Source organism: Caulobacter sp. GW821-FHT09B11 (assembly GCF_059418205.1).
The window spans coordinates 78,778-102,409 of record NZ_JBWKPK010000010.1; the positions used below are offsets into that span (position 1 = coordinate 78,778).

General features: G+C 69.4%; 15 protein-coding genes and 2 pseudogenes. 5 read left to right on the forward strand and 12 right to left on the reverse strand.

Going from position 1 to position 23,632, the window contains the following annotated elements; all coding sequences use genetic code 11:
* Positions 1–8 precede the first annotated feature (8 nt).
* From AC07N1_RS09720 to AC07N1_RS09730, 3 genes are all read right to left on the reverse strand, one after another.
* Positions 9–425 (reverse strand): DUF5990 family protein, encoded by a 417-nt coding sequence (locus AC07N1_RS09720; protein ID WP_494671609.1) that lies wholly within the window; start codon positions 423–425, stop codon positions 9–11.
* Between the two features lie 65 nt (positions 426–490).
* Positions 491–2,857: a glucan 1,4-alpha-glucosidase gene (locus tag AC07N1_RS09725; RefSeq protein ID WP_494671610.1), complete on the reverse strand. Its 2,367-nt coding sequence runs from the start codon at positions 2,855–2,857 to the stop codon at positions 491–493.
* An 8-nt stretch (positions 2,858–2,865) separates the two neighbouring features.
* Positions 2,866–4,401, reverse strand: a complete 1,536-nt coding sequence (locus tag AC07N1_RS09730; protein WP_494671611.1) for an MFS transporter — start codon at positions 4,399–4,401, stop codon at positions 2,866–2,868.
* A 440-nt stretch (positions 4,402–4,841) separates the two neighbouring features.
* Between AC07N1_RS09730 and AC07N1_RS09735 the strand changes: the two genes are divergently transcribed.
* Complete coding sequence (locus AC07N1_RS09735; protein WP_494671612.1) at positions 4,842–5,306, forward strand: RrF2 family transcriptional regulator; 465 nt, start codon at positions 4,842–4,844, stop codon at positions 5,304–5,306.
* Entirely contained in the window at positions 5,296–6,189 is an 894-nt protein-coding gene (locus AC07N1_RS09740; RefSeq protein ID WP_494671613.1) for an NAD(P)/FAD-dependent oxidoreductase, read from the forward strand. The genes AC07N1_RS09735 and AC07N1_RS09740 overlap by 11 nt, the downstream gene beginning before the upstream one ends.
* A gap of 124 nt (positions 6,190–6,313) precedes the next feature.
* Here the strand turns inward: AC07N1_RS09740 and AC07N1_RS09745 are convergent, their stop codons facing one another.
* Entirely contained in the window at positions 6,314–8,347 is a 2,034-nt protein-coding gene (locus AC07N1_RS09745) for a glycoside hydrolase family 97 protein (protein ID WP_494671614.1), read from the reverse strand.
* 125 nt (positions 8,348–8,472) lie between these two features.
* Here AC07N1_RS09745 and AC07N1_RS09750 point away from each other — a divergent pair, with 125 nt between their 5' ends.
* Positions 8,473–9,486 carry a LacI family DNA-binding transcriptional regulator gene (locus AC07N1_RS09750; protein ID WP_101718651.1) on the forward strand — a complete coding sequence of 338 codons (1,014 nt, stop codon included), beginning with the start codon at positions 8,473–8,475 and terminating at the stop codon, positions 9,484–9,486.
* A 17-nt stretch (positions 9,487–9,503) separates the two neighbouring features.
* Here the strand turns inward: AC07N1_RS09750 and AC07N1_RS09755 are convergent.
* From AC07N1_RS09755 to AC07N1_RS09765, 3 genes and pseudogenes are all read right to left on the reverse strand, one after another.
* Positions 9,504–9,644 (reverse strand): annotated as a pseudogene (locus tag AC07N1_RS09755) (hypothetical protein); the annotation flags it as partial.
* 12 nt (positions 9,645–9,656) lie between these two features.
* Positions 9,657–11,297: an alpha-glucosidase gene (locus AC07N1_RS09760; protein ID WP_494671615.1), complete on the reverse strand. Its 1,641-nt coding sequence runs from the start codon at positions 11,295–11,297 to the stop codon at positions 9,657–9,659.
* Positions 11,294–13,135 (reverse strand): alpha-amylase family glycosyl hydrolase, encoded by a 1,842-nt coding sequence (locus AC07N1_RS09765; RefSeq protein ID WP_494671616.1) that lies wholly within the window; start codon positions 13,133–13,135, stop codon positions 11,294–11,296. Before AC07N1_RS09765 ends, AC07N1_RS09760 begins: the two co-directional genes overlap by 4 nt.
* A gap of 306 nt (positions 13,136–13,441) precedes the next feature.
* Here AC07N1_RS09765 and AC07N1_RS09770 point away from each other — a divergent pair, with 306 nt between their 5' ends.
* Both AC07N1_RS09770 and AC07N1_RS09775 read left to right on the forward strand, forming a co-directional pair.
* Positions 13,442–16,204 carry a TonB-dependent receptor gene (locus tag AC07N1_RS09770; RefSeq protein ID WP_494671617.1) on the forward strand — a complete coding sequence of 921 codons (2,763 nt, stop codon included), beginning with the start codon at positions 13,442–13,444 and terminating at the stop codon, positions 16,202–16,204.
* A gap of 135 nt (positions 16,205–16,339) precedes the next feature.
* Positions 16,340–17,860, forward strand: a complete 1,521-nt coding sequence (locus AC07N1_RS09775) for a tryptophan halogenase family protein (protein WP_494671618.1) — start codon at positions 16,340–16,342, stop codon at positions 17,858–17,860.
* On the opposite strand, the gene AC07N1_RS09780 is transcribed toward AC07N1_RS09775, so the two are convergent.
* From AC07N1_RS09780 to AC07N1_RS09800, 5 genes and pseudogenes are all read right to left on the reverse strand, one after another.
* On the reverse strand, positions 17,857–18,840 hold the full coding sequence (locus tag AC07N1_RS09780; protein WP_494671619.1) for a type II secretion system F family protein: 984 nt from the start codon (positions 18,838–18,840) through the stop codon (positions 17,857–17,859). The two genes, AC07N1_RS09775 and AC07N1_RS09780, sit on opposite strands and share 4 nt — an antisense overlap.
* A gap of 12 nt (positions 18,841–18,852) precedes the next feature.
* Positions 18,853–19,830 (reverse strand): type II secretion system F family protein, encoded by a 978-nt coding sequence (locus AC07N1_RS09785; protein ID WP_494671620.1) that lies wholly within the window; start codon positions 19,828–19,830, stop codon positions 18,853–18,855.
* Between the two features lie 9 nt (positions 19,831–19,839).
* Positions 19,840–21,333 carry a TadA family conjugal transfer-associated ATPase gene (locus AC07N1_RS09790; RefSeq protein WP_494671621.1) on the reverse strand — a complete coding sequence of 498 codons (1,494 nt, stop codon included), beginning with the start codon at positions 21,331–21,333 and terminating at the stop codon, positions 19,840–19,842.
* A gap of 6 nt (positions 21,334–21,339) precedes the next feature.
* Positions 21,340–22,902 (reverse strand): annotated as a pseudogene (locus tag AC07N1_RS09795) (CpaE/TadZ family protein).
* Positions 22,899–23,624, reverse strand: a complete 726-nt coding sequence (locus AC07N1_RS09800) for a CpaD family pilus assembly protein (RefSeq protein WP_494671622.1) — start codon at positions 23,622–23,624, stop codon at positions 22,899–22,901. The pseudogene AC07N1_RS09795 and the gene AC07N1_RS09800 overlap by 4 nt, the downstream one beginning before the upstream one ends.
* Between the last annotated feature and the right edge of the window lie 8 nt (positions 23,625–23,632).

Below are 23,632 nucleotides of genomic sequence, written 5' to 3' on the forward strand. Positions count from 1 at the left end.
GGCGGGCGTCAGTCGGCCACGCGCCAGGGCGCGAGTGGAACCACGGTGGCGCAGGCCGGGCCGCCGTCCTTGGCCTTGCCGGGCAGCAGGACCTCGAGCGCCGCGCCGTCCAGCGCCTTGGCCAGCAGGTCCGCCGGGATCGTGTGGATGTCGATCTTGGCGCGCCGGCTCCAGGGCGAGCCGTGTTGGCCGGCCGAGGTTCCGATGGCGATGTAGACGAACCGCCGGCTGGGGCCTTCGCTGCGGACGAACTCGCCGAGGAACCGCGGCCCCGGCGCCAGGCGCACGGGTACGTCGAAAGCCAGCGGCGCGTCGCCCGCCGTCACCGGCCCCACGGGATGGTTCTTCTTGTCCTGCAGGCTGTAGGCCACGCCCGGGATCGGGTCCTGGATGCGCAGCCTCAGCGTGATCGGCTGACCGGTCATGGCGAGGGTCCTCCCGGGGCGAAGTCGTAGCCGACGCCGCGCCCGGGCGAAACCGCCGGCCAGGCCTACTTCGCGTAGCGCGCCGCCACCGGCTCGTAGCGGTCCCAGACCTGGCGGTCGGCCAGCGAGCGCAAGAGCTTGAGATACTCGGCGTGCGACCAGGCCAGCGGCGTGGCCGAGTCCGTGCCCTCGCCCTTCACGTAAGGATGGCGGGCGTCGGCGCCGACGCCGTCCCAGACCTGTTCGGGGATCAGCAGGCCGTCATTGGCGAAGAGTTCGATGGCCTTGACGTAGCGGGCGCGGATGGCGTCGATCTGGCCCTTGCCGACCTTGCCCTTCTCGGCCGCCGCCTTTTCCTGAGCAAGGGCCAGTTCGTAGTGACCGCGCTCGCCGGTGAAGATCGGCCACACCCGGCCGCGCTGGCCGGGGCTCATTTCGCCGCCCTCGCCGTAGTTGCCGCCGGTCTTGGCGTCCTCGCCGTAGCCGTCGACGTCGTAGCGCCGCCAGCCGGGGAACTCGCCCTTCACGCCCCGGAAGCTGAAGTCGTAGCGCACGCGGTAGAGGTCTTCGCGAACCGTGTCGTCCAGCTCCGGCAGGCTGCCGGCGATGTGGCTGTCGTCGGCCCGGCGCACGCCGTAGCGGACCAGCTCCAGGAACCCGCCGTCCACGACCTCGTCCTCGGGCGGGGCGATCTGGCCGTTGGCGGCACCGATCGGGGCCTTGTCGTTGGGGTCTTCGTTCTTGTTCAGGCGCATGAAGTAGCTGCCGTCGCCGAACTTGCCGCTGGTGGTGAACATCCGCGCCTCGACCTTGGCCGAATAGGCGTCGGCCGTGGCGCGATAGCGGTCGCCCGAGGCCCTGTCGCCCGCGAGGTCGGCGATGTCGCCGGCGGTGACGAGGCCGGCGATCACCGCGGCCGTGGTCGAGGGCGAGTGGCCGGCCTGCTCCTCCCAGCGCTCCTGCTGGGTGAAGGGAGGGACGATGGTCTCGTGGTTCCAGCCGATGTTGACCTTGCCGCCATCGACCAGGAAGTCGGCGGCCGGCTTGATCATGCGATCGTAGTAATCCTTGAGGTCCGGCTCAGACAGCCAGCCCAGCTTCCACAGCTTCCAGCCCAGCATGATCGGCATGGCCGTCTGGTCGAGCTGGACGCCGACCCATTCGGGCGTGCCGTCCACCTCGGTCTTCTGCAGGAACCAGCCGCCGGCGCCCTTGTTGCCGGGGGTCTTGGGGCCGACCTGCACCGTGGGCAGGTAGTGGAAGGCCGCCAGCGGGGTTTCCTTGTCGCCCAGGGCCGCCAGCGCCATGGCGCACTGGTAGAAGTCGCGCGGCCAGACGGCCTTGTAGCCGGTCGAGGGGCGGGCCGCGTCGACCGTGTCGCCCCACGGGTTGGACAGCGAGGCGATCAGGGCGCCGGCGTGGGTGCGGTCTTCCTGCACCTTCAGCATCAGGGCGCTGGCATAGGCCAGCTTGCCACCGTCGGCGCTCTGGGCGGCCACGCGCGGCAGCTCGGACAGCGAGGCGATGTAGTCGGCCCAGCCGACCCGCTCGCCCTCGCCGTTGTAGCGGGCCAGCACCTCGGCATAGCCGGTCTTCAGGCTGGCCATGGCCGTCTGGCTGGAGGCGCCCGGGTCGGCGCCGAAGCCGATGGCGAAGTCGTAGGTCGCCTCGCCGGCCGCCAGGGTCGGCAGCTGGGCGGCCAGGACGATCGCGCCCTTGGCTTCCGAACCGCCCTCCAGCACGCCGCCGTCGAGAATCTTCAGGGCGTCATTGCCTTCCAGCTTGGCGGCGGCGGCCTTGGCGAAGGGGCGGTCGCCGCGCAGGGTGAGGTAGACCTTGCCCTCGCCGGCCGTCAGCCCTTGCGCGCCCGCCGAGCCGACGTCATTGCCGCCGGTGTTGGCCATGTGCGGCTCCAGCACCAGGAACGGCGTCACCGGGCCCTTCAGAGCCTTCACCGTCACCCGCAGGAACAGGGCGTTGCGGTCGGGATCGGTGAAGATCCGCTTCTCGATGACGAAGCGGCCGGCCTTGTCGGTGGTGGTGATCTTGTAGGCCGGCGACAGCGGGCGGCCCTTTTTATCCGTATACAGATATTCAGTCCTGGCGGTCGTATCGCGGCCTTCGACAGCCAGGCCGTCGGCGGTCTTCACGGCGATCCGCATCTGCTTGATCTGGGCCTCGTGGATCAGGCCGTACATGGTTTCGGTCAGCACGCCGTCGGCGACCGAGAACCACACCTTAGACACAGCCCCGGTGCGGCCGCCGTCCTTGTAGGCGCCGTCGACATAGGCCTCGTACGAGGCGCCGACGGCGGTCTTGGCCGAATAGGCCCAGGTGGTCGTCGGCTTGGTCGCGGGCTCGGCGGCGCAGGCGGCCGAGGCGCTCACGGTCAGGGCCGAAGCGGCCAGGATCAGGGTCTTGAGGGTACGCATGGGGGGCCTCACGAAGCAGACCCGGCCAGCCGCTTGGGCTCGCCCGGGTCGTTGACGGCGAAGACGGCGACGGCGGCGATCAGGAACGAGGCCGCGCCCAGCACGAGCGCATAGATCGCCTGGCCGCCGAAGAAGGTCTTGAGCAGCAGGCCCAGCACGGTGGCGGCCAAGAGCTGCGGGATGACGATGAAGAAATTGAAGATGCCCATGTAGACGCCCATCTTCCGCGCCGGCACCGAGCCCGACAGGATCGAATAGGGCGCCGACAGGATCGAGCTCCAGGCGAAGCCGACCCCGACCATGCCGACGATCAGCAGCTTCGGGTCGCGGATGACCAGGAACGACAGCAGGCCAAGCCCGCCCAGAACGAGGCACAGGGCGTGGGCGACGCGGCGGCTGGTGGTGCGGGCGATCAGCGGGATCAGCAGGGCCGCAAGGGCCGCCACGCCGTTATAGACCGCGAACAGCACCCCCACCCAGTCGGCGCCCGCGTTGTAGGCGGCCGAACTGGTGTCGGTGGCGCCGTAGTGGAAGGCCGCCACGCCAGGCGTGGTGTAGATCCACATGGCGAAGAGGCCGAACCACGAGAAGAACTGCACGACGGCCAGCTGTTTCATCGTCGAGGGCATGGCGAAGAGGTCCTCGACCACTTCGGAGAAGCCGTTGCGGGTGCGCCCCGCGACCTTCAGCTGGCCGGCGACCAGTTGGGCGACGCCGAAGCCGGCGATCAGGGCGGCCAGGACGTAGAGCTCCTTCTCCAGCCGGGCGGCGTAGACGCCCACGGCGACCGCCAGGCCGGCGATGGTCCAGACGACGCCGCCGGTCAGGTAGGCGGCGACGCCGCGCCCTTCAGCCTGCGCCTCGGCGGCGACCGTCTCGCCCTTGGCGGAGGCTTGCGCGGCCTCGAAGGCGGCCATCTGCTCGGGGCTGTATTCGCGTGTGGAAAACACCGTCCACAGCACCGAGGCCAGCAGCACCGCGCCACCGACATAGAAGGCGATGCGCACCGAGTCCGGGATCTGGCCGGCCGGGGCGGTGTTGGCCACGGAAAGCCAGTTGGTCAGGATCCACGGCAGGCACGAGGCCAGCACCGCGCCGATCCCGATGAAGAAGCTCTGCATGGCGTAGCCGGTCGAGCGCTGCTCGTCGGGCAGGTTGTCGCCGACGAAGGCCCGGAACGGCTCCATGGTGATGTTGATCGAGGCGTCCATGATCCACAGCGCCGAGGCCGCGATCCACAGGGACGGCGAGTTGGGCATCAGGATCAGGGCGGCCGTGGTCAGGATCGCGCCCCAGAAGAAATAGGGCCGGCGGCGGCCCAGCTTCCCCCAGGTCTTGTCGGACAGGTAGCCGATGATCGGCTGCACCAGCAGGCCCGTGGCGGGGGCGGCGATCCACAGGATGGCCAGGTGGTCGATCTCGACGCCCAGGGTCTGGAAGATGCGGCTGGTGTTGGCGTTCTGCAGGCCGAAGCCGATCTGGATCCCGAAGAACCCGAAGCACATGTTCCAGATCTGGAAGAGGCTCAGCCTGGCCTTGGTCATCGCTTCCCCGCCGTGACGCCGCCGGTTTTTCCGGCCGTTTGCGCAAGTTTTTGCAATGCGCTTTGCGGCGGGCATTTGTGCATGGGGTGCGCGGGGATGCAATGAGGAAGTGGCGATTTCATTGCATTACAGGGTCACTCATCCTGAAATCGTACACCGACGGCGCGATGTAGAGGGGCGCTCCGGCGCTCAAATCCACGCGCGCACGGCAACAATTTCCATAAATTTGCACTACCCACCCAACTCCCGTCATTCCCGCCCTTATGGCGGGAACCCCTCTGTCGGCCGCAAGGGCGGCAGGGGCGGATCGCCAGCGATCCGCTTGCGCCTCACGTGCCAGCGGAACCAGGGTTTCCCGCCACAAGGGCGGGAATGACGGGCGGATAGGGAAGGCGCCCCCCCCCTTGCGCTCCATCCCATCACGTAACATTTATAATTACATGAAACGGAGCAGCCGCCTCTCCGTCGCCCTGCACGTGCTGCTGCACATGGCCGAACAGCCCGACAAGGCCCTCACCTCCGAGGTCCTGGCCGGCTGGGCAGCGACCAATCCGGTGGTCATCCGCCGCACCTTCGCCGGCCTGCGCGAGGCCGGGATCGTCGGCTCGACCAAGGGCCACGGCGGCGGCTGGACCCTGCTGAAACCGCTGGACGCCGTCAGCCTGGCCGACATCCAGGCCGCCCTGGACGAGCCGGTGCTGGCGCTGGGCAAGGCCGAGGAAAGCCCCGGCTGCGTCGTCGAGCAGGCGGTCAACGCCGCCCTGGACGACGCCGTGTCCGAGGCCCGCCGGCTGCTGGACGCGCGCCTATCGAACATCACCCTGGCGGACCTGGCCGCCGAGATCGGACCGCGCCGCGTCGTGCTGCAGGCGGCCGGCTGCAAGGATCCCCACCATGAGTCATGACGTCATCGTCGTCGGCGGCAGCTTCGCCGGCCTGTCCGCCGCCATGCAGCTGGCCCGCGCCCGCCGCGACGTGCTGGTGGTCGACGCCGGCCTGCCCCGCAACCGCTTCGCCGACGCCTCGCACGGCTTCCTCGGCCAGGACGGCAAGGCGCCGTTCGACATCCTGCGCGAGGCCCGCCGCCAGCTGTCGGCCTATCCCACCGTGTCGTTCGTCGAGGGCGAGGCCCGCGACGCCGGCGCCGAGGATGGGGCCTTCACCGTGGCCCTGAGCGACGGCCGCAACGTGCGCGGCAAGCGCCTGGTGCTGGCCACCGGCGTCGCCGACCAGTTGCCCGACATCCCCGGCCTCAAGCCCCGCTGGGGCGCCAGCGTGCTGCACTGCCCCTACTGCCACGGCTACGAGGCCCGCGACCAAAGGCTCGGCGTGCTGGCCAGCAGCGCGATGGACGCCCACAAGGCCCAGATGCTGCCCGACTGGGGGCCGACCACCCTGTTCAGCCAGGGCCTGCCGATCGACGGCGACACCCGGGCGAAGCTGGCCGCGCGCGGCGTGGCGATCGAGGAGGTTCCGGTGGTCGCCCTGTTGGGCGACGAGCCGGCCCTGTCCGGCGCCCGCCTGGCCGACGGCCGGATCGTCGCCATCGAGGCGATCTTCGCCTCGCCGACCGTGCGCATGGCCAGCCCGCTGGCGCAGCGCCTGGGCTGCGTCTTCGAGGACGGCCCGCTCGGCCCGCTGATCACCGTCGACGACTGGAAGGCGTCCAGCATCCCCGGCGTCTTCGCCGCCGGCGACGCGGCGAGGGCCAACCACAACGCCACCCTGGCTTCCGCCGACGGTGTGCTGGCGGGGGTGGGCGCGCACCGGTCGCTGGTGTTCGGGTAAAATACCCCTCCCCGTAAAACCCCCGCGAAAGCAGGGGCCCAGGCTTTTTCTGAAACGCGAGGCGCTCGACGACAAAACACCTGGGTCCCCGCTTTCGCGGGGATTTTACGGAAGGTGGAGACGCTCAGCGCTTCCCCAAAGCCACGAACCGGATCGCCTGGCCGCCGCCGGGGGCCAGGCGCAAGGTCAGCACATCCGCCGCCGTGACTTCGCGGGTCTCGATGACGATGTCCTGCGGGGCGGTCTTCCAGTCGGCCGCCTCACCGTCGCGGTAGATCTCGGCGCGGTATTTCCGCCCCGGATCGAGGAACGACAGCGGCGCGGAAAGCACCCGGCCCTGCTCGTCGCTGACCGCGCCCAGGTACCAGTCGTCGCTCTTGCGGTCCTTGCGGGCGATGGTGACGAAGTCGCCGATCTCGCCGTTGACCACCCTGGTGTCGGCCCAGTCGACCGGCACGTCCTCGATGAACTTGAAGGGCTTGGGATTGGCCTCGTAGTTCTCGAGCAGGTCGGCGGCCATCTGGATCGGGCTGTAGATGACGACGTACAGCGCCAGCTGCTTGGCCCAGGTGGTGGCCACCCCGTCGGGGGCCTTGGTCTTCATGCCGAAGATGCCGGGCGTGTAGTCCATCGGACCGGCCAGCAGGCGGGTGAAAACCAGGTTCGCCTCGTGCTCGGGCGGGTTGCCGGGCTGACCCCAGGCGCTGAACTCCATGCCCCGCGCACCCTCGCGGCTGATCCAGTTGGGCCAGGTGCGGCGCAGGCCGGTGTCCTTGATCGGCTCGTGCGAGTTGATGGCGATCTGGCGCCTGGCGGCGGCCTCCAGCACCCGCACGTGATGCTGCGCCAAGGCCTGGCTTTCGTGCCAGGCGAAGTGGACCTTGCCGTCCGGACCCAGCACCTGGGCGCCGCCGGCGTCAGCGACGTAGCCGGTCTTCACCGCCGGCACGCCGACCGACTTGTAGAGGTCGAAGGCCGCGTCCATCTGGCGCTCGTAGACGACGGTGTTGCCGGCCGTTTCGTGGTGGCCGATCAGCACCACGCCCTTCTGGCGGGCGTAGTCGGTCAGCTTCTTCAGGTCGAAGTCCGGATAGGATTCGGTGAAGCTGAACTCCGAGCCGTCGGCGAACCAGGCGCCGTCCCAGCCCTTGTTCCAGCCCTCGACCAGCACCCCGCCCAGGCCGTGCTTGGCGGCGAAATCGATGTGGCGCATGACGTTGTCGTTGGTCGCGCCGTGTTTGGGACCCGAGCCCCAGGTCTTGTGGTCGAGGTGCATCTCCCACCAGACCCCGACATATTTCATCGGCTTGATCCACGAGACGTCGCCCAGCTTGTTGGGGTCGTTCAGGTTCAGGATCAGGCTGGAGGTCACCAAGCCCCCGGCGCTGTCGGCGATCTGCAGGGTGCGCCAGGGCGTGGGGAACGGCGCGGTGCGCTCGACCTTGGCCTCGCTGATGCCCGGCGTCAGGCTGGTCTTGAAGCGGCAGTCCTGGGCGCGGGCCAGGTTCATGCCGGCGTAGTCCACCAGCGCCGCTTCATGGATCGAGACGTGCAGGCCGTCCCTGGTGCGCAGGGTCATCGGCGTCTGGGCGACCGAGACCTCTTCGAGCGGCGTCCTGTTGTAGAGATATTCCTCGCGGTTCCACTCATAGGCCGGGATCCACCAGGCGGTGGCCTCGTCCACGAGGCTGAACTCGGTCAGTTCCTCGCCGATCCGGGCGGTCTTCAGATTGGCCTGGTCGGGGAACTCGTAACGGAAGCCCAGGCCGTCGTCATAGAGCCGGAACACCACGTCGAGCCTGCGGTGCAGCGGGGTCTTCTCGATCAGGGTCACGCGCAGTTCGTTGAAGCGATTGCGCACCGATTTGCGCTCGCCCCAGGGCAGGTCCCAGGTCTCGTCGACGCTGCGGGTCTGCTGGTCCGTGACCTCGAAATTGCGCTGCAGCTTGGGAGCGTCGACCAGGATGAAGCCCAGCTTCGACGGGGCGATCACCGGCCGGCCCAGGCGGCTGACGGCATAGGTGGGCTGGCCGTCGTTGTCGGTGGTCACCGACACGCTCAGCACCTTGTCGGGCGAGGTCGCGGTCGCCGTGACCGCCGCCAAGGCGGGCGAGGCGGCCAGGGCCAGGAGGGCCGTGGCGAGGAGGCGCAGGATCATGCTCGGACTCCGAAAATCGCCCGTCCGCCGCACTTGCTAAATGCGACCGGCGATGCGTTAAGAAGGTCAGTGAAAACTTTTGCGGCAAGTTTTGCAGCCGCTAGAGCCGACGGGGACGGGACACGGTGAGCAAGGGGGCGACGCGTCTGGAAGACCTGGCCAGGATGGCCGGGGTCTCGATCTCCACCGCCTCGCGGGCGCTGAACGACAGCCCCGCCGTCAACCAGCGCACCAAGCAGCTGATCTGGAAGCTGGCGCGCGAGATGGACTATCCGTTCCGCCGCTACATGCCCGCCGGCCCGATCGGCGCCGAGGGCACGATCGCCATCGTCGTGCCGCGTCCGCAGCACCGCGAGGGACGGCTGTCGGATCCCTTCTTCCTCGAACTGTTCGCCGGCGTCGGCGAGGCGGCCCGCGAGCGGGGCTGCGACATCCTGGTCAGCCACGTGGCCCCGGGCAGCTTCGAGGACCTGTCGGCGGCCATGACCACCAGCCGCGCCGACGGGGTGATCTTCCTGGGCCAGTCCTGGCTGCACACCGCCTTCAACCGCCTGGCCGAGACCGAGGCCCGCTTCGTGGTCTGGGGCGCGCAGCTGCCCGACCAGGCCTATTGCTCGGTGGGTTCGGACAATCCCCTGGGCGCCAAGCGGGCGACGCTGCATCTGGCGCGCCTGGGCCGCAAGCGCATCGTCTTCCTGGGCGACACCGAGGCGCCCGAGGCCATGCAGCGCCACCGCGGCTATCTCGACGCCGTCGAGCAGTTCGGCCTGGGCGTCGACCCCGACCTGATCGTGCCGGCCCACTTCGAGGTCGAGTCGGCCGAGGCCAGCATCGACAGCCTCATTCAACGCGGCGTGAAGTTCGACGGCGTCGTGGCCGCCTCCGACCTGATCGCGCTCGGCGCCATCCGCGCCCTGCAGCACGCCGGCCTGTCGGTGCCCGGCGACGTCTCGGTGATCGGCTACGACGACGTGCCCTTCGCCCGCTATTCGCGCCCGGCCCTGTCGACGATCTCGCAGGACACGGCCAAGGCGGGACGGCTGATGGTCTCGAAGCTGCTGGATGCGAGTGGGCAGGGCGCGAGCCGATCCGAGCGGGTGCCGACGGATCTGATCATCCGGGAAAGCTGCGGGGGCTGAGGCCCACCCTCTTTTATTCCCGTCATTCCCGCCCTTGTGGCGGGAACCCCTGGTTCCGCTCGCAAGTGAACAGCAAGCGAACCGCCAGCGATTCGCCCCACTCGCACCTGCGGCTGACAGAGGGGTTCCCGCCACAAGGGCGGGAATGACGGGAGAATTGGGGTGAGCGATCACCCCCGCTTCGCCAGCAGGCCACCGAGCGGCGGGACCGCCCCCGGCGCGCCAAGGTTGACGCTGTCGATCACGGTCCAGCCGTCCGGCAGGTCCCAGGCCACGGCCTCGAAGCCGATGTTGAACACGCACAGCAGGGCGTCGTCGCCCTCGCCGCGCTCGAACACCAGCAGCGGGGTGTTGGTGTCCACCAGGTGCATGCCGCCGGTCTTCAGGGCCGGCCATTGCGCGCGCAGGCCGATCAGGCGGCGGGCGACGTGCAGGGTCGAGGCCGCATCGGCTTCCTGCGCATCGACCGACAGCGGCAGGTGCGCAGGATCCACCGGCAGCCACGGTTCGACGGTGGAGAAGCCGGCGTTGACCGCGCCGGCCTTCCACGGGATCGGGGTGCGGGCGCCGTCGCGGCCCAGGGTCTGGGGCCAGTTGGCGATGGCTTCGGGATCGACCAGCCGCTCGAACGGCACATGGGCCTGGGGCAGGCCCAGCTCCTCGCCCTGATAGACGAAGACGTTGCCGCGCAGGGTCATCAGCAGCAGCAGGGCCATCTCGGCGAAGGCCTTGCGGTCGCGGCCCCGCGCCCAGCGCGACACCGCCCGCGGGGCGTCGTGGTTGGAGAAGGTCCAGGACGGCCAGCCCTCGCCCTGCGCGCCCGGCCAGTCGGTCGCGCCGCTGCGCACCAGCTCGTCGCGCAGCTCGTCGGCATAGAGGTAGAGGAAGCTGTAGGCGCTGTTGAGGTGATCCTCGCCAGCCGTGAACCGCTTCATCTCCTCGTCGGCCCGGTCGCCGCCGATCTCGGCCACCGAGAAGCGGTCGCCGTACTGGTCGGTCAGGGCCCGCAGGCGCGACAGGAACTTCGGGATGTCCGGGTGGCCCTGGTTGTGGACCTTGTCCTGGAAGTCGAACGGCCGCGTGCGCTTGCCGCCCGGCGGCATCGGCGGATTGTCCCGCAGGGCCGGGTCGTGCATCGAGAAATTGATGGCGTCGAAGCGGAAGCCGTCGACCCCGCGCTCGAGCCAGAAGCGGGTGACGTCGAGCAGGGCCTCCTGCACTTTCGGATTGTGCAGGTTCAGCTGCGGCTGCGAGGCCAGGAAGTTGTGCATGTAGTACTGGCCACGCCGGGCGTCCCAGGTCCAGGCCGGGCCGCCGAACACCGACTGCCAGTTGGACGGCGGCGAACCGTCGACCTTGGCGTCGGCCCAGACGTACCAATCCGCATACGGATTATCTCGGCTTTCGCGACTCTGGGCGAACCAGGCGTGCTCGTCGCTGGTGTGCGAGAACACCAGGTCGATGATGATCTTCACGCCCAGCTTATGGGCCTTGGCGATCAGGGCGTCGAAGTCGGCCAGGCTTCCGAAGATCGGGTCGACGTCTCGATAATCCGAAACGTCGTAGCCGAAGTCCTTCATCGGCGAGGCGAAGAACGGCGACAGCCAGATCGCGTCCACCCCCAGCGAAGCGATGTGCTCGAGGTGCGCAGTGATCCCCGGCAGGTCGCCCACCCCGTCGTCGTTGGAGTCGGCGAAGCTGCGCGGATAGACCTGATAGATCACCGCGCCGCGCCACCATTCGCCCCCATTGGGAAGCTCGTGGGCGGAAGCGAGGGACGCGGCGGGGTTCGCCAGGCTTTCGATGGTCACTGGGGCGCGCCCTCCGAGACGCAGATCTTGTAGTCGAGCGGCGCGATCGTCACGCGGTAGCTGCCCGGGGCGGCAGGCGCCGGCGCGCAGGCGCCGACGACCGAGCGCCACGCGGCCGAGGTCGTCTCGACCTCGACCTGGGCCTCCACCGGCGTCTGGCCGGTGTTGAACAGGACCAGGGTCTCACGACCCTGGAGGATACGGGAAACGGCCAGCAGGCCGGGCTTGTCGCCGGCGGCGCGGATGAGCTGCCGGCCGCCGCGCAGGGCGGGATCGGCGGCGCGCGCCTTGGCCATGCCGGCGATGGCGCGATAGAGCGGCGCGTCGGTGTCGAAACGATCGGCCGAGCCCGGCTTGCCGCCGATCAGGCGGTTGTCGTTATAGGCGTCCACCTTGGAGGCGAACATGTCCTCGCGGGCGTCCTTGTCGTCGCCGTCGCCGGTGAAGCCCTGCTCGTCGCCGTAATAGAGCGTGGGCGCGCCACGCAGGAACATCAGCAGGGCGTGAGCCAGCACGTCGCGCTTGAGCAGTTCGTCGTCGGAAGCGCCGGGGTTGCCGGTCACCAGCCGACGGCCGAACCGGCCCATGTCGTGATTGCCCAGGAAGGTCGGGACCTGCAGCCCCGCCGCCTCGCCGCCGCGATAGAGCGCGTCGGCGGCGTAGAGCCGGGCGAAGCGGTCGGTCCCGGCCTTGCCCGCGACCGTCTCGGTCGCCGCCTGCTGGAAGGCGAAGTCCAGCGCGGCGGGGAAGCCATCGACCACGGTCGAGCGCGCCAGGGCCACCGGATCCGGGTCGGCGATCTCGGCGAAGATGTGGAAGTTGGGAATGCCCCGCGCGGCCGCCCGCGCCTGCATGGCCGGCACGAAGGCCTGCCAGAACTGCGGGTTCACATGGCGGGCGGTGTCGACGCGGAAGCCGTCGATGCCGAACTCGTCGATCCAGGCGCCGTAGATGTCGATGAAGCCGGCCACCACGCGCGGGTTCTCGGTGTAGAGATCGTCGAGCCCGGCGAAGTCGCCATAGAGCGAGCTTTCGCCGACGAAATCGCTCTCGCCGCGGTTATGGTACCAGATCGGGTCGTTCAGCCAGTCGGGCTTCTTGACCCTCGCCTCGGCCGCCGGAACGTAGGGCGTGTAGGCGAAGTCGGGCCGGGTGAGCTTTGCAAAATTCCCGACAGAGCCGTCGGCGTCGCCCGCGAAACCGGCGTTGATCGCCTCGCCCGAGACGCCGCCGCGCCGGCTGACCGGATAGTCGGCCTTGCTCCGGTAGTCGCAGCGCCGGCCTTCGCATTCCTTCAGCTTGATGACGTCGGCCGTGTGGTTGACGACGATGTCCATGTAGACCTTCAGGCCGCGCGCATGGGCGGCCTCGACCAGGGCCTTGAAGTCGGCCTTGGTTCCCAGGTGCGGGTCCACCGTCGTGAAGTCGGTGATCCAGTAGCCGTGATAGGCGGCGCTCTCGTAGCCCTCGGGACCCTGCACCGGCTTGTTGGCGAAGATCGGCGCCAGCCAGATCGCGGTCGCGCCCAGGCCCTGGATGTAGTCGAGCCTGCCGGCCAGGCCCTTCAGGTCGCCGCCGTGGAAAAAGCCCTTGTCGGCCGGGTCGAAGCCGGTGGCCAGGCGATCACCCTTCAGCCCGCCGCGGTCGTTGGCCGGATCGCCGTTGGCGAAGCGGTCGGGCAGCACGAAGTAGATCACCTCGTCCTGGGGAAGCCTGGCGCGGAAGGTTTCGGAGGCCAGGGCGGCCTGGGGCGCCGAGAAGGCCGGGACGGCGGTCACGGCGAGGCCGGCGCAGCCGAGCGCGGCCGCCAGCCGCCCCCACCGATTGCGGGTGTCCATACCCCTGCCCTCCATCCCTAGCGTCGCGATCTTCGACGACCTAGTCGCCACGTCAATTTTGCATAGATTTGCAAAGCCGCTGACCTGCTGTCAATCCATTCGCCTCACGAGCATGAGCGGCATGGTTGTCGCACTGTGGCGAAAAGGCCGCAAAAACCCCGGCAAAGCAGCGGAAAGCGCACCTCCCGGTCAACGAACATGACAATCCATCCATTTTTCAGTTGCAAAAGCCGGAAGCTGTTTGCAGTAATTTGCGCAACACGGCGCGGAGGAACCGCGCGGACACCACTTGCGGGAGGGAACATCATGGACATCCGATTCAAGCTGCGCCGCGCGGCGCTGATGGGCGGTACGGGGCTGGCGCTGATGATCGCCGCCGGAGCCGCCCAGGCTCAAACCACGCCGGCCGCCGCCCAGACCACCGAACCCGACACCGTCGAGGAGATCACCGTCACCGGCATCCGCCGTGGGATCGAAGGCGCCATCTCGCTGAAGAAGGACTCGACCTCGATCGTCGAAGCCGTCTCGGCCGAAGACATCGGCAAGCTGCCCGACGTGTCGATCGCCGAGTCGATCGCCCGCCTGCCCGGCCTGACCGCCCAGCGCCTCGACGGCCGCGGCCAGGTGATCTCGATCCGCGGCCTGGCGCCCGACTTCACCACCGCCCTGCTGAACGGCCGCGAGCAGGTCTCGACCGGCGACAACCGCGGCGTCGAGTTCGACCAGTATCCGTCGGAGCTGCTGAGCGGCGTGGTCATCTACAAGACCCCCGACGCGGCGCTGCTGGGCCAGGGCCTGGCCGGCACCGCCGACATGCGCACCATCCGCCCGCTGAAGTTCGGCAAGCGCGCCTTCGCCGTCGGCGCCCGCTACGAGTGGAACGACATCGGCGCCCTGAACCCGGGCTCGAGCGACCACGGCAACCGCTTCAACATCTCCTACATCGACCAGTTCATGGACGGTAAGCTGGGCGTCGCCATCGGCTACGCCCACATGGAGTCGCCCTACCAGGCCCAGCGCTTCAACGCCTGGGGCTATCCGACCGACGGCGCGGGCAACCTGCTGCTCGGCGGCGCCCGGGTCACGGCCATGTCGAGCAAGCTGAAGCGCGACGGCGTGATGGGCACGATCGAGTTCGCCCCCACCGACGACTTCACCAGCACGCTGGACGTCTTCTACTCGAAGTTCGAGAACCACCAGCTGGTGCGCGGCATGGAGATCCCGCTGGCCTGGGGCGGCGGCGCCACCGACGCCAACGGCACGCGTCCTGGCCCCGCCATCAGCGGGACCACGGTCTCGGGCGGCATGGTCACCAACGCCACCTACGCCAACGTCAAGCCGGTGATCCGCAACGACGGCAACGACCGCGACGCCGACGTCTGGTCGGTCGGCTGGAACAACAGGTGGTCCCTCGGCGACAGCTGGACCCTCGACACCGACCTCTCCTGGTCGAAGGTCGAGCGCACCGACATGATCCTCGAGACCTACGCCGGCACCGGCCGCAACACGCTGGGCGCGCTGGACACCGTCAGCTTCTCGATGAGCGACCACGGCGCCACCTTCAAGAACGCCCTGAACTACGGCGATCCGGCGGTGACCAAGCTGACCAGCTCGCAGGGCTGGGGCGGCGACGTCGTCACGGGCGGCCAGGACGGCTACCTGAACATGCCGACCATCGAGGACGAGCTGAAGGCGGCTCGCTTCTCGGCCAAGCGCGAGCTGGATCCGGCCCACGGCATCTCCAGCATCACCTTCGGCGTCAACTACAGCGAACGCACCAAGGGCCTGGTCAACGACGAATGGTTCCTGAGCGCGGTCGGCGCCCCGGCCAGCGTCACGATCCCGTCGAGCGCCATCCTGGGCGTGACCTCGCTGGGCTTCGCCGGCCTGTCGGGCGTGGTCGCCTACGACCCGTTCGCCCTGCTCAACAACGGCGCCTACACCAAGATCCGCAACCCGAACGCCGACGTCCTGGTCAAGAGCTGGGAAGTCGAGGAGAAGGTCACGATCGGCTACCTGATGGCCAACATCGAGACCGAGGTCGGCGCCTTCCCGCTGACCGGCAACTTCGGCTTCCAGGTGGTCAACACCGACCAGAGCTCCAACGCCCTGGGCGCCAGCGGCACCGGCACGGCCACCCAGCAGACCCACCTGTCGGGCGGCACGAGCTATGTCGACTTCCTGCCCAGCGTGAACCTGCAGGTGCGCCTGCCCAACGAGCAGGTGATCCGCTTCGCCGCGGCCCGCACCCTGGCCCGTCCGCGGATGGACCAGATGCGCGCCAGCACCAACTACGGCTACAACGAAGCCCTGCGCAACAGCACCAACCTGGCCCAGTCGCCCTGGAGCGGCAGCGGCGGCAATCCGGAGCTGGAGCCCTGGCGCGCCAACGCCATCGACATCTCGTACGAGAAGTATTTCGGTCGCCAGGCCTATGTCTCGCTGGCCGCCTTCTACAAGGACCTGAAGACCTACGTGTACGACGCCAGCGTCCTGCACGACTTCACCGGCTATCCGATCAACAGCACGGCCGGCGAGCCGGTCCTGCGCCAGGGCTACATCACCGTTCCCCAGAACGGCCAGGGCGGCTCGATCAAGGGCGTGGAGTTCACGCTCTCGATGCCGGGCTCGCTGCTGCACCCGGCGCTCGACGGCTTCGGCGCGATCTTCAGCGCCTCGCGCACCGAGAGCGAGATCCAGTACAGCCTGAGCGACCCGTCGATCCCGATCCCGGGCCTGTCGAAGACCGTCGGCAACCTGACCGTCTACTATGAGAAGGGCGGCTTCTCGGCCCGTCTCAGCGAGCGCTACCGCTCGAAGTTCCTGGGCGAGGTCTCCGGCTTCGGCAACGGACGCACCTACCGGATGGTCAAGGAAGAGACCGTGCTCGACAGCCAGGTCGGCTACTCGTTCGAGAACGGCCCGCTGAAGGGCCTGTCGCTGACGGCCCAGGTCAACAACCTGACCAACGAGCCCTTCGTCACCTACCAGAACGGCGACGAGCGCCAGGTCATCGACTACCAGGAGTACGGCCGCACCTTCCTGGTCGGCGTCGCCTACAAGTTCTAAGGCGCGCTCTTCCCCCGCGTCCTCGCGCCCCCGTCGGCTTCCTGCGCCGACGGGGGTTTTCTTTTTTCAGGAGACCGCGACGATCGGAAAACCGCCTCGAAAGAAGGCGGCCACGGTCGCGCCAGGGAGCACGCCATGAACGCAGGACCGATCCGCAACGTGGTCATCGTCGGCGGCGGCACGGCCGGCTGGATGAGCGCCGCCCTGCTGGCCCGGGCCCTGGGCCCCTCCGCCACCATCCGGCTGGTGGAGTCCGAGGAGATCGGCACGGTCGGGGTCGGCGAGGCCTCGATCCCGCAGCTGCGGTTCTTCAACGCCTTCATCGGCCTGGACGAGGACGCCTTCCTGCGGGCGACGCAGGGGACCATCAAGCTGGGCATCGAGTTCGTCGACTGGCTGCGCCCCGGCCACCGCTACATGCACGCCTTCGGCCAGGTGGGCCGCTCGCTGGGCACCACGCCCTTCCATCACTGGTGGCTGGACGCCCGTCGGCGCGGAACCGCCGGCGAGGACTTCTGGGCCTGGTCGGCCAACGCCCTGGCCGCCCGCGCCGGACGCTTCGGCCGCGTGACGCCAGAAAGCGGGGGACCAGGCGGCGGAGAGCCGCTCAGCTGGGCCTTCCACTTCGACGCCGCGCTCTACGCCCGCCACCTGCGCGGCCACGCCGAGGGGCAAGGCGTGCAACGGATCGAGGGCCGGGTGGTCGGGGTCGACCAGGATCCCGGCAGCGGCTTCGTGCGGGCCGTGACGCTGAAGGACGGCCGCCGCGTCGAGGGCGAGCTCTTCATCGACTGCTCGGGCTTCCGGGGCCTGCTGATCGAGGAGGCGCTGAAGACCGGCTACGAGGACTGGTCGCGCTGGCTGCCGATGGACAGCGCCTGGGCCGTTCCCAGCCGCGACGCCGCCCCGCCGGTTCCCTACACCCGCGCCTGGGCCCGCGACGCCGGCTGGCAGTGGCGGATCCCGCTGCAGCACCGCACCGGCAACGGCCACGTCTTCTCCAGCGCCTGGACCGACAAGGAGACGGCGGCCCGGGTGCTGATGGACAATCTGGAGGGCGAGCCGCTCGCCGAACCGCGTCTGCTGACCTTCGTCACCGGCCGCCGCAAGGCGTTCTGGAACCGCAACGTCGTGGCCCTGGGCCTGGCGTCGGGCTTCATGGAGCCGCTGGAATCGACCAGCATCCACCTGGTGCAATCGGGCCTGGCGCGGCTGCTGGCCCTGTTCCCCGACCAGGGCTTCGATCCAGCCCTGATCGCCGAGTTCAACCGCCAGACCGGCGACGAATACGCCCGCATCCGCGACTTTCTGGTGCTGCACTACAAGGCCACCGAGCGCGACGACACGCCGTTCTGGGCCAGCCGCAAGGCGATGGATATCCCGGACAGCCTGGCCGCGCGCCTTTCGCTGTTCACCGGCCCCGGCCGGGTGTTCAGCCACGAGGACGATCTCTTCAAGGAAACCAGCTGGGTGCAGGTGCTGCTGGGCCAGGGCCTGGCGCCGGCCGCCGCCCATCCGATGACGGCGGCGGTTCCCGAGGCCAGCGTCGACGACTGGCTGGCCGACCTGGCCCACGCCGCCGCCCGCACGGCCGGCGCGCTGCCGACCCACGCGGCCTTCCTGGCCGGCGCGGTGCGGGCCGAGCCCGTCGGCTAGCCGACCGGCTTCTTGGCCATCAGGTCGGAGATCTTGAGGATCGCCGGGCCGAGGATGACGATGAACAGCACCGGCAGGAAGAACACGATCATCGGCACGGTCAGCTTCGGCGGCAGGCTGGCGGCCTTCTTCTCGGCGGCCGACAGGCGCAGCTCGCGGTTTTCCTTGGCCATGACGCGCAGGGCCGCGCCCAGGGGCGTGCCGTAGCGCTCGGCCTGGATCATCGCCGTGGCCACCGACTTGATGCCCGGGTGGTTGGTCCGGCGCGCCAGGCCCTCATAGGCCAGGCGACGGTCGGGCAGGTAGGAGAGCTCGGCGGTCAGCAGGGAAAGCTCCTCGGCCAACTCGATCGAACTGGAGCCCACCTCGTTGCCGACCTTCTGGATCGCCGCCTCGATCGACATGCCGCTCTCGACGCAGATCAGCAGCAGGTCGAGCGCGTCGGGGAAGGCCGCGACGATCGACTCACGGCGCTTCTGGGCGATGTTCTGGATATAGAGGTTGGGCGCGTAGTAGCCGATGGTCAGGGCGCCCACGCACAGGGCCAGCTTCTGCATGGTCTGCAGGCCGAAGCCGTTGATGCCGAACAGGTAGGTCGCCGCCAGCAGCGCGAAGGCGAACGGCATCACGAAGCGGAAGAAGTAGAAGGTCGACACCGGCTTGGGGCCGCGGAAGCCGGCCTGGGCCAGCTTGTCGACGACCTTGGGGTCTTCCAGCAGCTTGGACAGCTGCAGCCGGTCGACGATGGTCTTGTACATGCCCTCGTCGGTGTGGCGCAGGGTGCCGCCGGCGCCCTTGTTGGCCAGGGCAGCGCGCGAACGGCGGCGCAGCTCTTCGCGGCGGTTGGCCACCGACTTCAGGCGGCTTTCCAGCCCGTTGCTGTTCATCACCGGCGCGGCCAGGGTGATGATGGTGGCGAACACGACCAGGGCCACGAAGGCCGTCAGCAGGTTCGAGGGATCGGTCAGCATCGCGGCCATGCGTCGTCCTCCCTAGAACTTGAAGTTGATCATGCGGCGCATGATGAAGATGCCGAAGCTCATCCAGATCGCCGCGCCCAGCAGCATCAGCCGCCCGCGCGTGTCGGTGAACAGGGTGGTCATGTAGTCGGGGGCGATGACGGTGATCAGCACCATCACGCCCGGCGGCAGGCAGCCGATGATGAAGGCCGAGGCCACGGCTTCGGCCGACAGCGCCTTGATCTTCTCGGTCATCAGCTTGCGCGAGCGCAGCACGGTGGACAGGTTGCCCAGCGCCTCGGCCAGGTTGCCGCCGGTCTTCTGCTGGATGTTGAGCACGATCGCGAAGAACCGCACCTCCGAGGTCGGCATGCGCTCGTAGAGACGCTCGAGGGCCGAATCCAGCGGCATGCCCATGGCGATGTTCTCGGTCAGGATCCGGAACTCGCCGGCCAGGGGCTCGGGGCTCTCCTTGCCGATGATCTTCAGGCAGTCGTGCACCGGCAGGCCCGACTTGATGCCGCGGACGATGATGTCGACGGCGTCGGCGAAGGCCTCGGTGAACTTCTTGGTGCGCTTGGCGGCCATGAAGCCGACCACCCAGCGCGGCAGGCCGAAGCCGGCGGCGAAGCCGCCGCCCAGGGCGACCAGCGGGATCTTCTGCACGACCAGCAGCACCAGCATGACCATCAGGCCCAGGACGCCGCTGATGATCCAGAACATCCTGGCGTTCTCGCCCAGGCCCGCGGCGCGCAGGCGGGCGGCGACCGTCAGGGTGGCCTTCTTCTGCTTCTTGTCCTGTTCCTTGAGCGTCTTGAGGATCTGTTTGCGGCGGGCGTCGGGGGTGTTGGCCGCGACCTTGGCCCGCGCGGCGGCTTGGCGCTCGCCGCCGCCGACGATGACCTGGGCGCGCTTGGCGGCCTTGGCGCCGCCGCTCTCGCCGCCGCCCGTCAGCACGAAGCCCAGGCCCGCGATGGTGATGAAGCCCAGGATGGCGATCAGGATGAACATCGCCGACCCTTACTCAGCCGCGTCCAGCGCTTCGGCCAGCTCGCGTTCCAGCCCGTAGTAGCGAGCGCGGTCCCAGAAGCGCGGCCGGGCGATGCCGGTCGAGCGGTGCTTGCCCAGCACCTTGCCGTGCTCGTCCTCGCCGGTGATCTCGTAGACGAAGAGGTCCTGGGTGACGATCACGTCGCCTTCCAGCCCGACCACCTCGGTGACGTGGGTGATGCGGCGCGAGCCGTCGCGCAGACGGGCGGCCTGGATGATGACGTCGACCGAGCCGACGATCATCTCCTTGATGGTCTTCGAGGGCAGGCCGTAGCCGCCCATGGTGATCATGCTCTCGACGCGGCTGATGGCTTCGCGCGGGCTGTTGGCGTGCAGCGTGCCCATCGAGCCGTCGTGGCCGGTGTTCATGGCCTGGAGGAGGTCGAACGCCTCCGGGCCGCGGACTTCGCCGACGATGATCCGCTCGGGACGCATCCGCAGACAGTTCTTGACCAGATCGCGCATCGTCACCGCGCCCTGGCCTTCCAGGTTCGGCGGACGGGTTTCCAGGCGCACCACGTGCGGCTGCTGCAGCTGCAGTTCGGCCGCGTCCTCGCAGGTCACGACCCGCTCGGTGGGGTCGATGAAGGCGGTCATGGTGTTGAGCAGGGTCGTCTTGCCCGAGCCGGTGCCGCCCGAGATGATGACGTTGCAGCGGCAGGCGCCGATGACGCCCAGGACGCGCGCGCCCTCGGCGCTGATGGAGGCGAACTCCACCAGGTTCTTCATCGTCAGCTTGTCCTTCTTGAACTTCCGGATGGTCAGGGTGGGACCATCGAGAGCCAAGGGCGGGGCGATGACGTTGACGCGGCTGCCGTCGGGAAGGCGGGCGTCGCAGATCGGCGAGCTTTCGTCGACCCGGCGGCCGACCTGGCTGACGATCCGCTGGCAGATGTTCATCAGCTGCAGGTTGTCGCGGAAGCGGACGTTGGTCAGCTGCACCTTGCCGGAGACTTCGATGAACACCCGGTGTGCGCCGTTGACCATGATGTCGGCGATGTCGTCGCGGGCCAGGAGCGGCTCCAGCGGGCCATAGCCGAGGACGTCGTTGATGATGTCCTGGACCAGGTGCTCCTGCTCGGAGACCGACATCGAGACGTTCTTGATCGCCACCAGCTCGGCGACGATGTCGCGGATCTCCTCGGCGGCCTGCTTCTGGTCGAGCTGGGCCAGCTGGGAGAGGTCGATGGTGTTGAGCAGCGCGTTGAAGATCGTCGTCTTCGTGGCGTGGTAGTAGTCGCTCTGCTCACGGACGATGTTGGCGGTCTGGTTGGCCGCGCCCTGGGCGGCGCGCAGCTGTTCCAGGCCTTGCGTGGGCTTGGGCGCGGGGGCCGAGGCCTTGGGGGCCGGAGCGGCGGCGGGCTCGACCCGCTGCGGGCGCGTGGCGATGGCCGCCCCGCCCGTGGGGGCGGGTGGCGGCGCCTGGCGCTCGGTGACGGTGGCCTGATCGCGCTTGCCGAACATTCGCCCCTACTTCTTCTTGAACAGGCCCGACAGGATGGAAGCCGACTTGGCGCCGGCCGGCGCCTCGCGGCGGCTGATCAGCCGCGCCAGGTGATCGATGCCCTCGGCCGCCTTCGACTTGGGGGCCACCTCGGCGACCATCTGGCCGTTGTTGGCCGCCTGGCCGAACAGCTTGGGATCGAACGGCAGCACCAGGGACGGCGTCACGCCCAGGGCCTCGCCGAAATCCTTGACCGGGATCTCGGGACGGCCGGGCACGCCCACCTGGTTCAGCACCAGGCGCGGCGGCGCGTCGTTGGGACGGGCCTGGCGCACCAGGTCGACGATGTTCTTGGCGTTGCGCAGGGACGCCAGGTCCGGCGTGGCGACGATGACGAGGTCGTCGCTGCCCACCAGCACCCGGCGGGTCCACGGGGCCCAGTTGTGCGGCATGTCCAGCACCACGAACGGGGCGGCGCCGCGCATCTTCTGCGTCACCTCCTCGTAGGCGTCGGCGCCGATGTCGTAGTCCTGCTCCAGCGTGGCCGGGGCGGCCAGCAGCGACAGGCGGTCGCCGCAGCGGACCATCATGCGGTCCATCAGCACCGGGTCCAGGCGCTCGGGCTGGCTCAGCGCGTCGAGCACGCCCTGCAGCGGGTCCTGGTTGAAGTCGAGGCCGGCCGTGCCGAACGGCAGGTCGAGATCGACGATCACCGTCGCGGCCTCGACGCGCTCGGCCATCGACCAGGCGAAGTTGTGGGCGATGGTCGAGGCTCCGACCCCGCCCTTGGCGCCGACGAAGGCCACCTGGCGGCCGACGAAGGGCGCCGACGGGTCGGCGTAGAGCCCGGTCACCGCGCGGATCACGTGCAGCGGGCTCTGCGGCTGGGTCAGGTACTCGCTGACCCCGCGGCGCATCAGCTCGCGATAGAGGGCGATGTCGTTGGTCTGGCCGATGACCACGACCTTGGTGCCCGGGTCGCAGACCTGGGCCAGGCCGTCCAGCAGGGCCAGCATGCGCTGGGCCGAGTCCATGGTCTCGACCAGCACCAGCGAGGGCGTCGGCTGGTTCTGGTAGAAGTCGACGGCCGCTTCCAGGCCGCCGGAGCGGGTGGAGACGCTGGCGCGGGCCATGCGGCGGTCGGCGGCCGCGGCCTCGATGATCGCCAGGGTCTCGGCCCGCACGCCGAAGGCGTGGATGGCGATGCGCGGCACGCTGGCCTCGCCGGTGGTCGCGTCGGCGCCGGGCAGGATGTCCTCGGCGGGCGGCGCGGACCAGGTCTGGACCTGGGGCGCGGCCTGCGGGCGGGCGATCTCCAGCGTCGCGGCCGGAGCCGCGGCGAAGGCCGCGGCGGCGGCGGGCGCCAGCTCGGCGAACGGGTTGGACGGCGCGGCCGGCTCCGAGCGCGGGCGGGCCGGCGGGAAGTCGGCGAACGGATCGGCGCCCAGCGCCGCGGAGGCGGCGGCGTGGGCCTGGGCGGCGGCGGGCGCGGCCGGAGCCGCGCGCCAGGGATCGCCGGCGGCCGGCGAGGCGAACTCATCGTCGGCCTCGAAGCCCAGGTCGAAGGGGTCGTGGTCGCGCGTCGTCACTTCACCGCCTCCGAAATGGCCCCGGACGCCTGCGGCTCGCGAGTCGACGCGGTCTTCTCGCCCTTGCGATACTTGTCGAACACGGTGTCGCGGCGGCCGGCGTCGGCCGGCGTCGTCGGACGCGGGCCGAGCAGGTCCTGGGGATTGGCCACCTGGGCGGCGATGTTGGCCGTGATGGCGCAGCCGAAGTTGGCGTAGACGTCGTTCTTGCGGGTGGCCGTCAGGTCGTCCCAGTTCTGGCCGCACTGGGGCGGGGTCGCCGTGTAGCGCACGTAGCCGACCCGCAGCACCGGGCTCTTGTCGCCGCCGGCGTCGTAGCTGGTCACGCGGATGGCCGCGCCGGCCGCCCCGGACGCGGTCAGGCGCGCGCGGGCGGCGGCGATCATCCGGTCGGCGGACCGGGCGTCGCGTCCGCCCGCCGGGGCGCCGATGACGATCTCGCGGGCCTCGGCCTCGATCCAGCGCGCGGCCAGGGCGTCGAGCGCCTCGGCCTGGCGCGGCGACAGGCCTTCGGCGTGGATCGCGAGCAGGATCTCGTCGGGCGCGGCGTCGATGCCCACCCGCTGTTCCCACTGCTGGGTCTCGGTCGTGGCCGGCGGCGGCGCGATCGCCGCGGCGTCGGCCCGCGCTTCGTTCATCGCCGAGGCGCAGCCCGACAGGGCGGTGAGGACGGCCAGGCCCGCGACGGTCGCGGTCAGGCGCTGAAGAGTGCATCGCGTCATGGCCGCGC

Bases quoted from the DNA above. Each gene is read 5' to 3' on its own strand.
- AC07N1_RS09720 (WP_494671609.1), bottom strand. From the start codon at position 425: ATGACCGGTCAGCCGATCACGCTGAGGCTGCGCATCCAGGACCCGATC.
- AC07N1_RS09735 (WP_494671612.1), top strand. From the start codon at position 4,842: ATGAAACGGAGCAGCCGCCTCTCCGTCGCCCTGCACGTGCTGCTGCAC.
- AC07N1_RS09800 (WP_494671622.1), bottom strand. From the start codon at position 23,624: ATGACGCGATGCACTCTTCAGCGCCTGACCGCGACCGTCGCGGGCCTG.
- AC07N1_RS09745 (WP_494671614.1), bottom strand. From the start codon at position 8,347: ATGATCCTGCGCCTCCTCGCCACGGCCCTCCTGGCCCTGGCCGCCTCG.
- AC07N1_RS09775 (WP_494671618.1), top strand. From the start codon at position 16,340: ATGAACGCAGGACCGATCCGCAACGTGGTCATCGTCGGCGGCGGCACG.
- AC07N1_RS09790 (WP_494671621.1), bottom strand. From the start codon at position 21,333: ATGTTCGGCAAGCGCGATCAGGCCACCGTCACCGAGCGCCAGGCGCCG.
- AC07N1_RS09765 (WP_494671616.1), bottom strand. From the start codon at position 13,135: ATGGACACCCGCAATCGGTGGGGGCGGCTGGCGGCCGCGCTCGGCTGC.
- AC07N1_RS09740 (WP_494671613.1), top strand. From the start codon at position 5,296: ATGAGTCATGACGTCATCGTCGTCGGCGGCAGCTTCGCCGGCCTGTCC.
- AC07N1_RS09725 (WP_494671610.1), bottom strand. From the start codon at position 2,857: ATGCGTACCCTCAAGACCCTGATCCTGGCCGCTTCGGCCCTGACCGTG.
- AC07N1_RS09730 (WP_494671611.1), bottom strand. From the start codon at position 4,401: ATGACCAAGGCCAGGCTGAGCCTCTTCCAGATCTGGAACATGTGCTTC.
- AC07N1_RS09785 (WP_494671620.1), bottom strand. From the start codon at position 19,830: ATGTTCATCCTGATCGCCATCCTGGGCTTCATCACCATCGCGGGCCTG.
- AC07N1_RS09780 (WP_494671619.1), bottom strand. From the start codon at position 18,840: ATGGCCGCGATGCTGACCGATCCCTCGAACCTGCTGACGGCCTTCGTG.
- AC07N1_RS09770 (WP_494671617.1), top strand. From the start codon at position 13,442: ATGGACATCCGATTCAAGCTGCGCCGCGCGGCGCTGATGGGCGGTACG.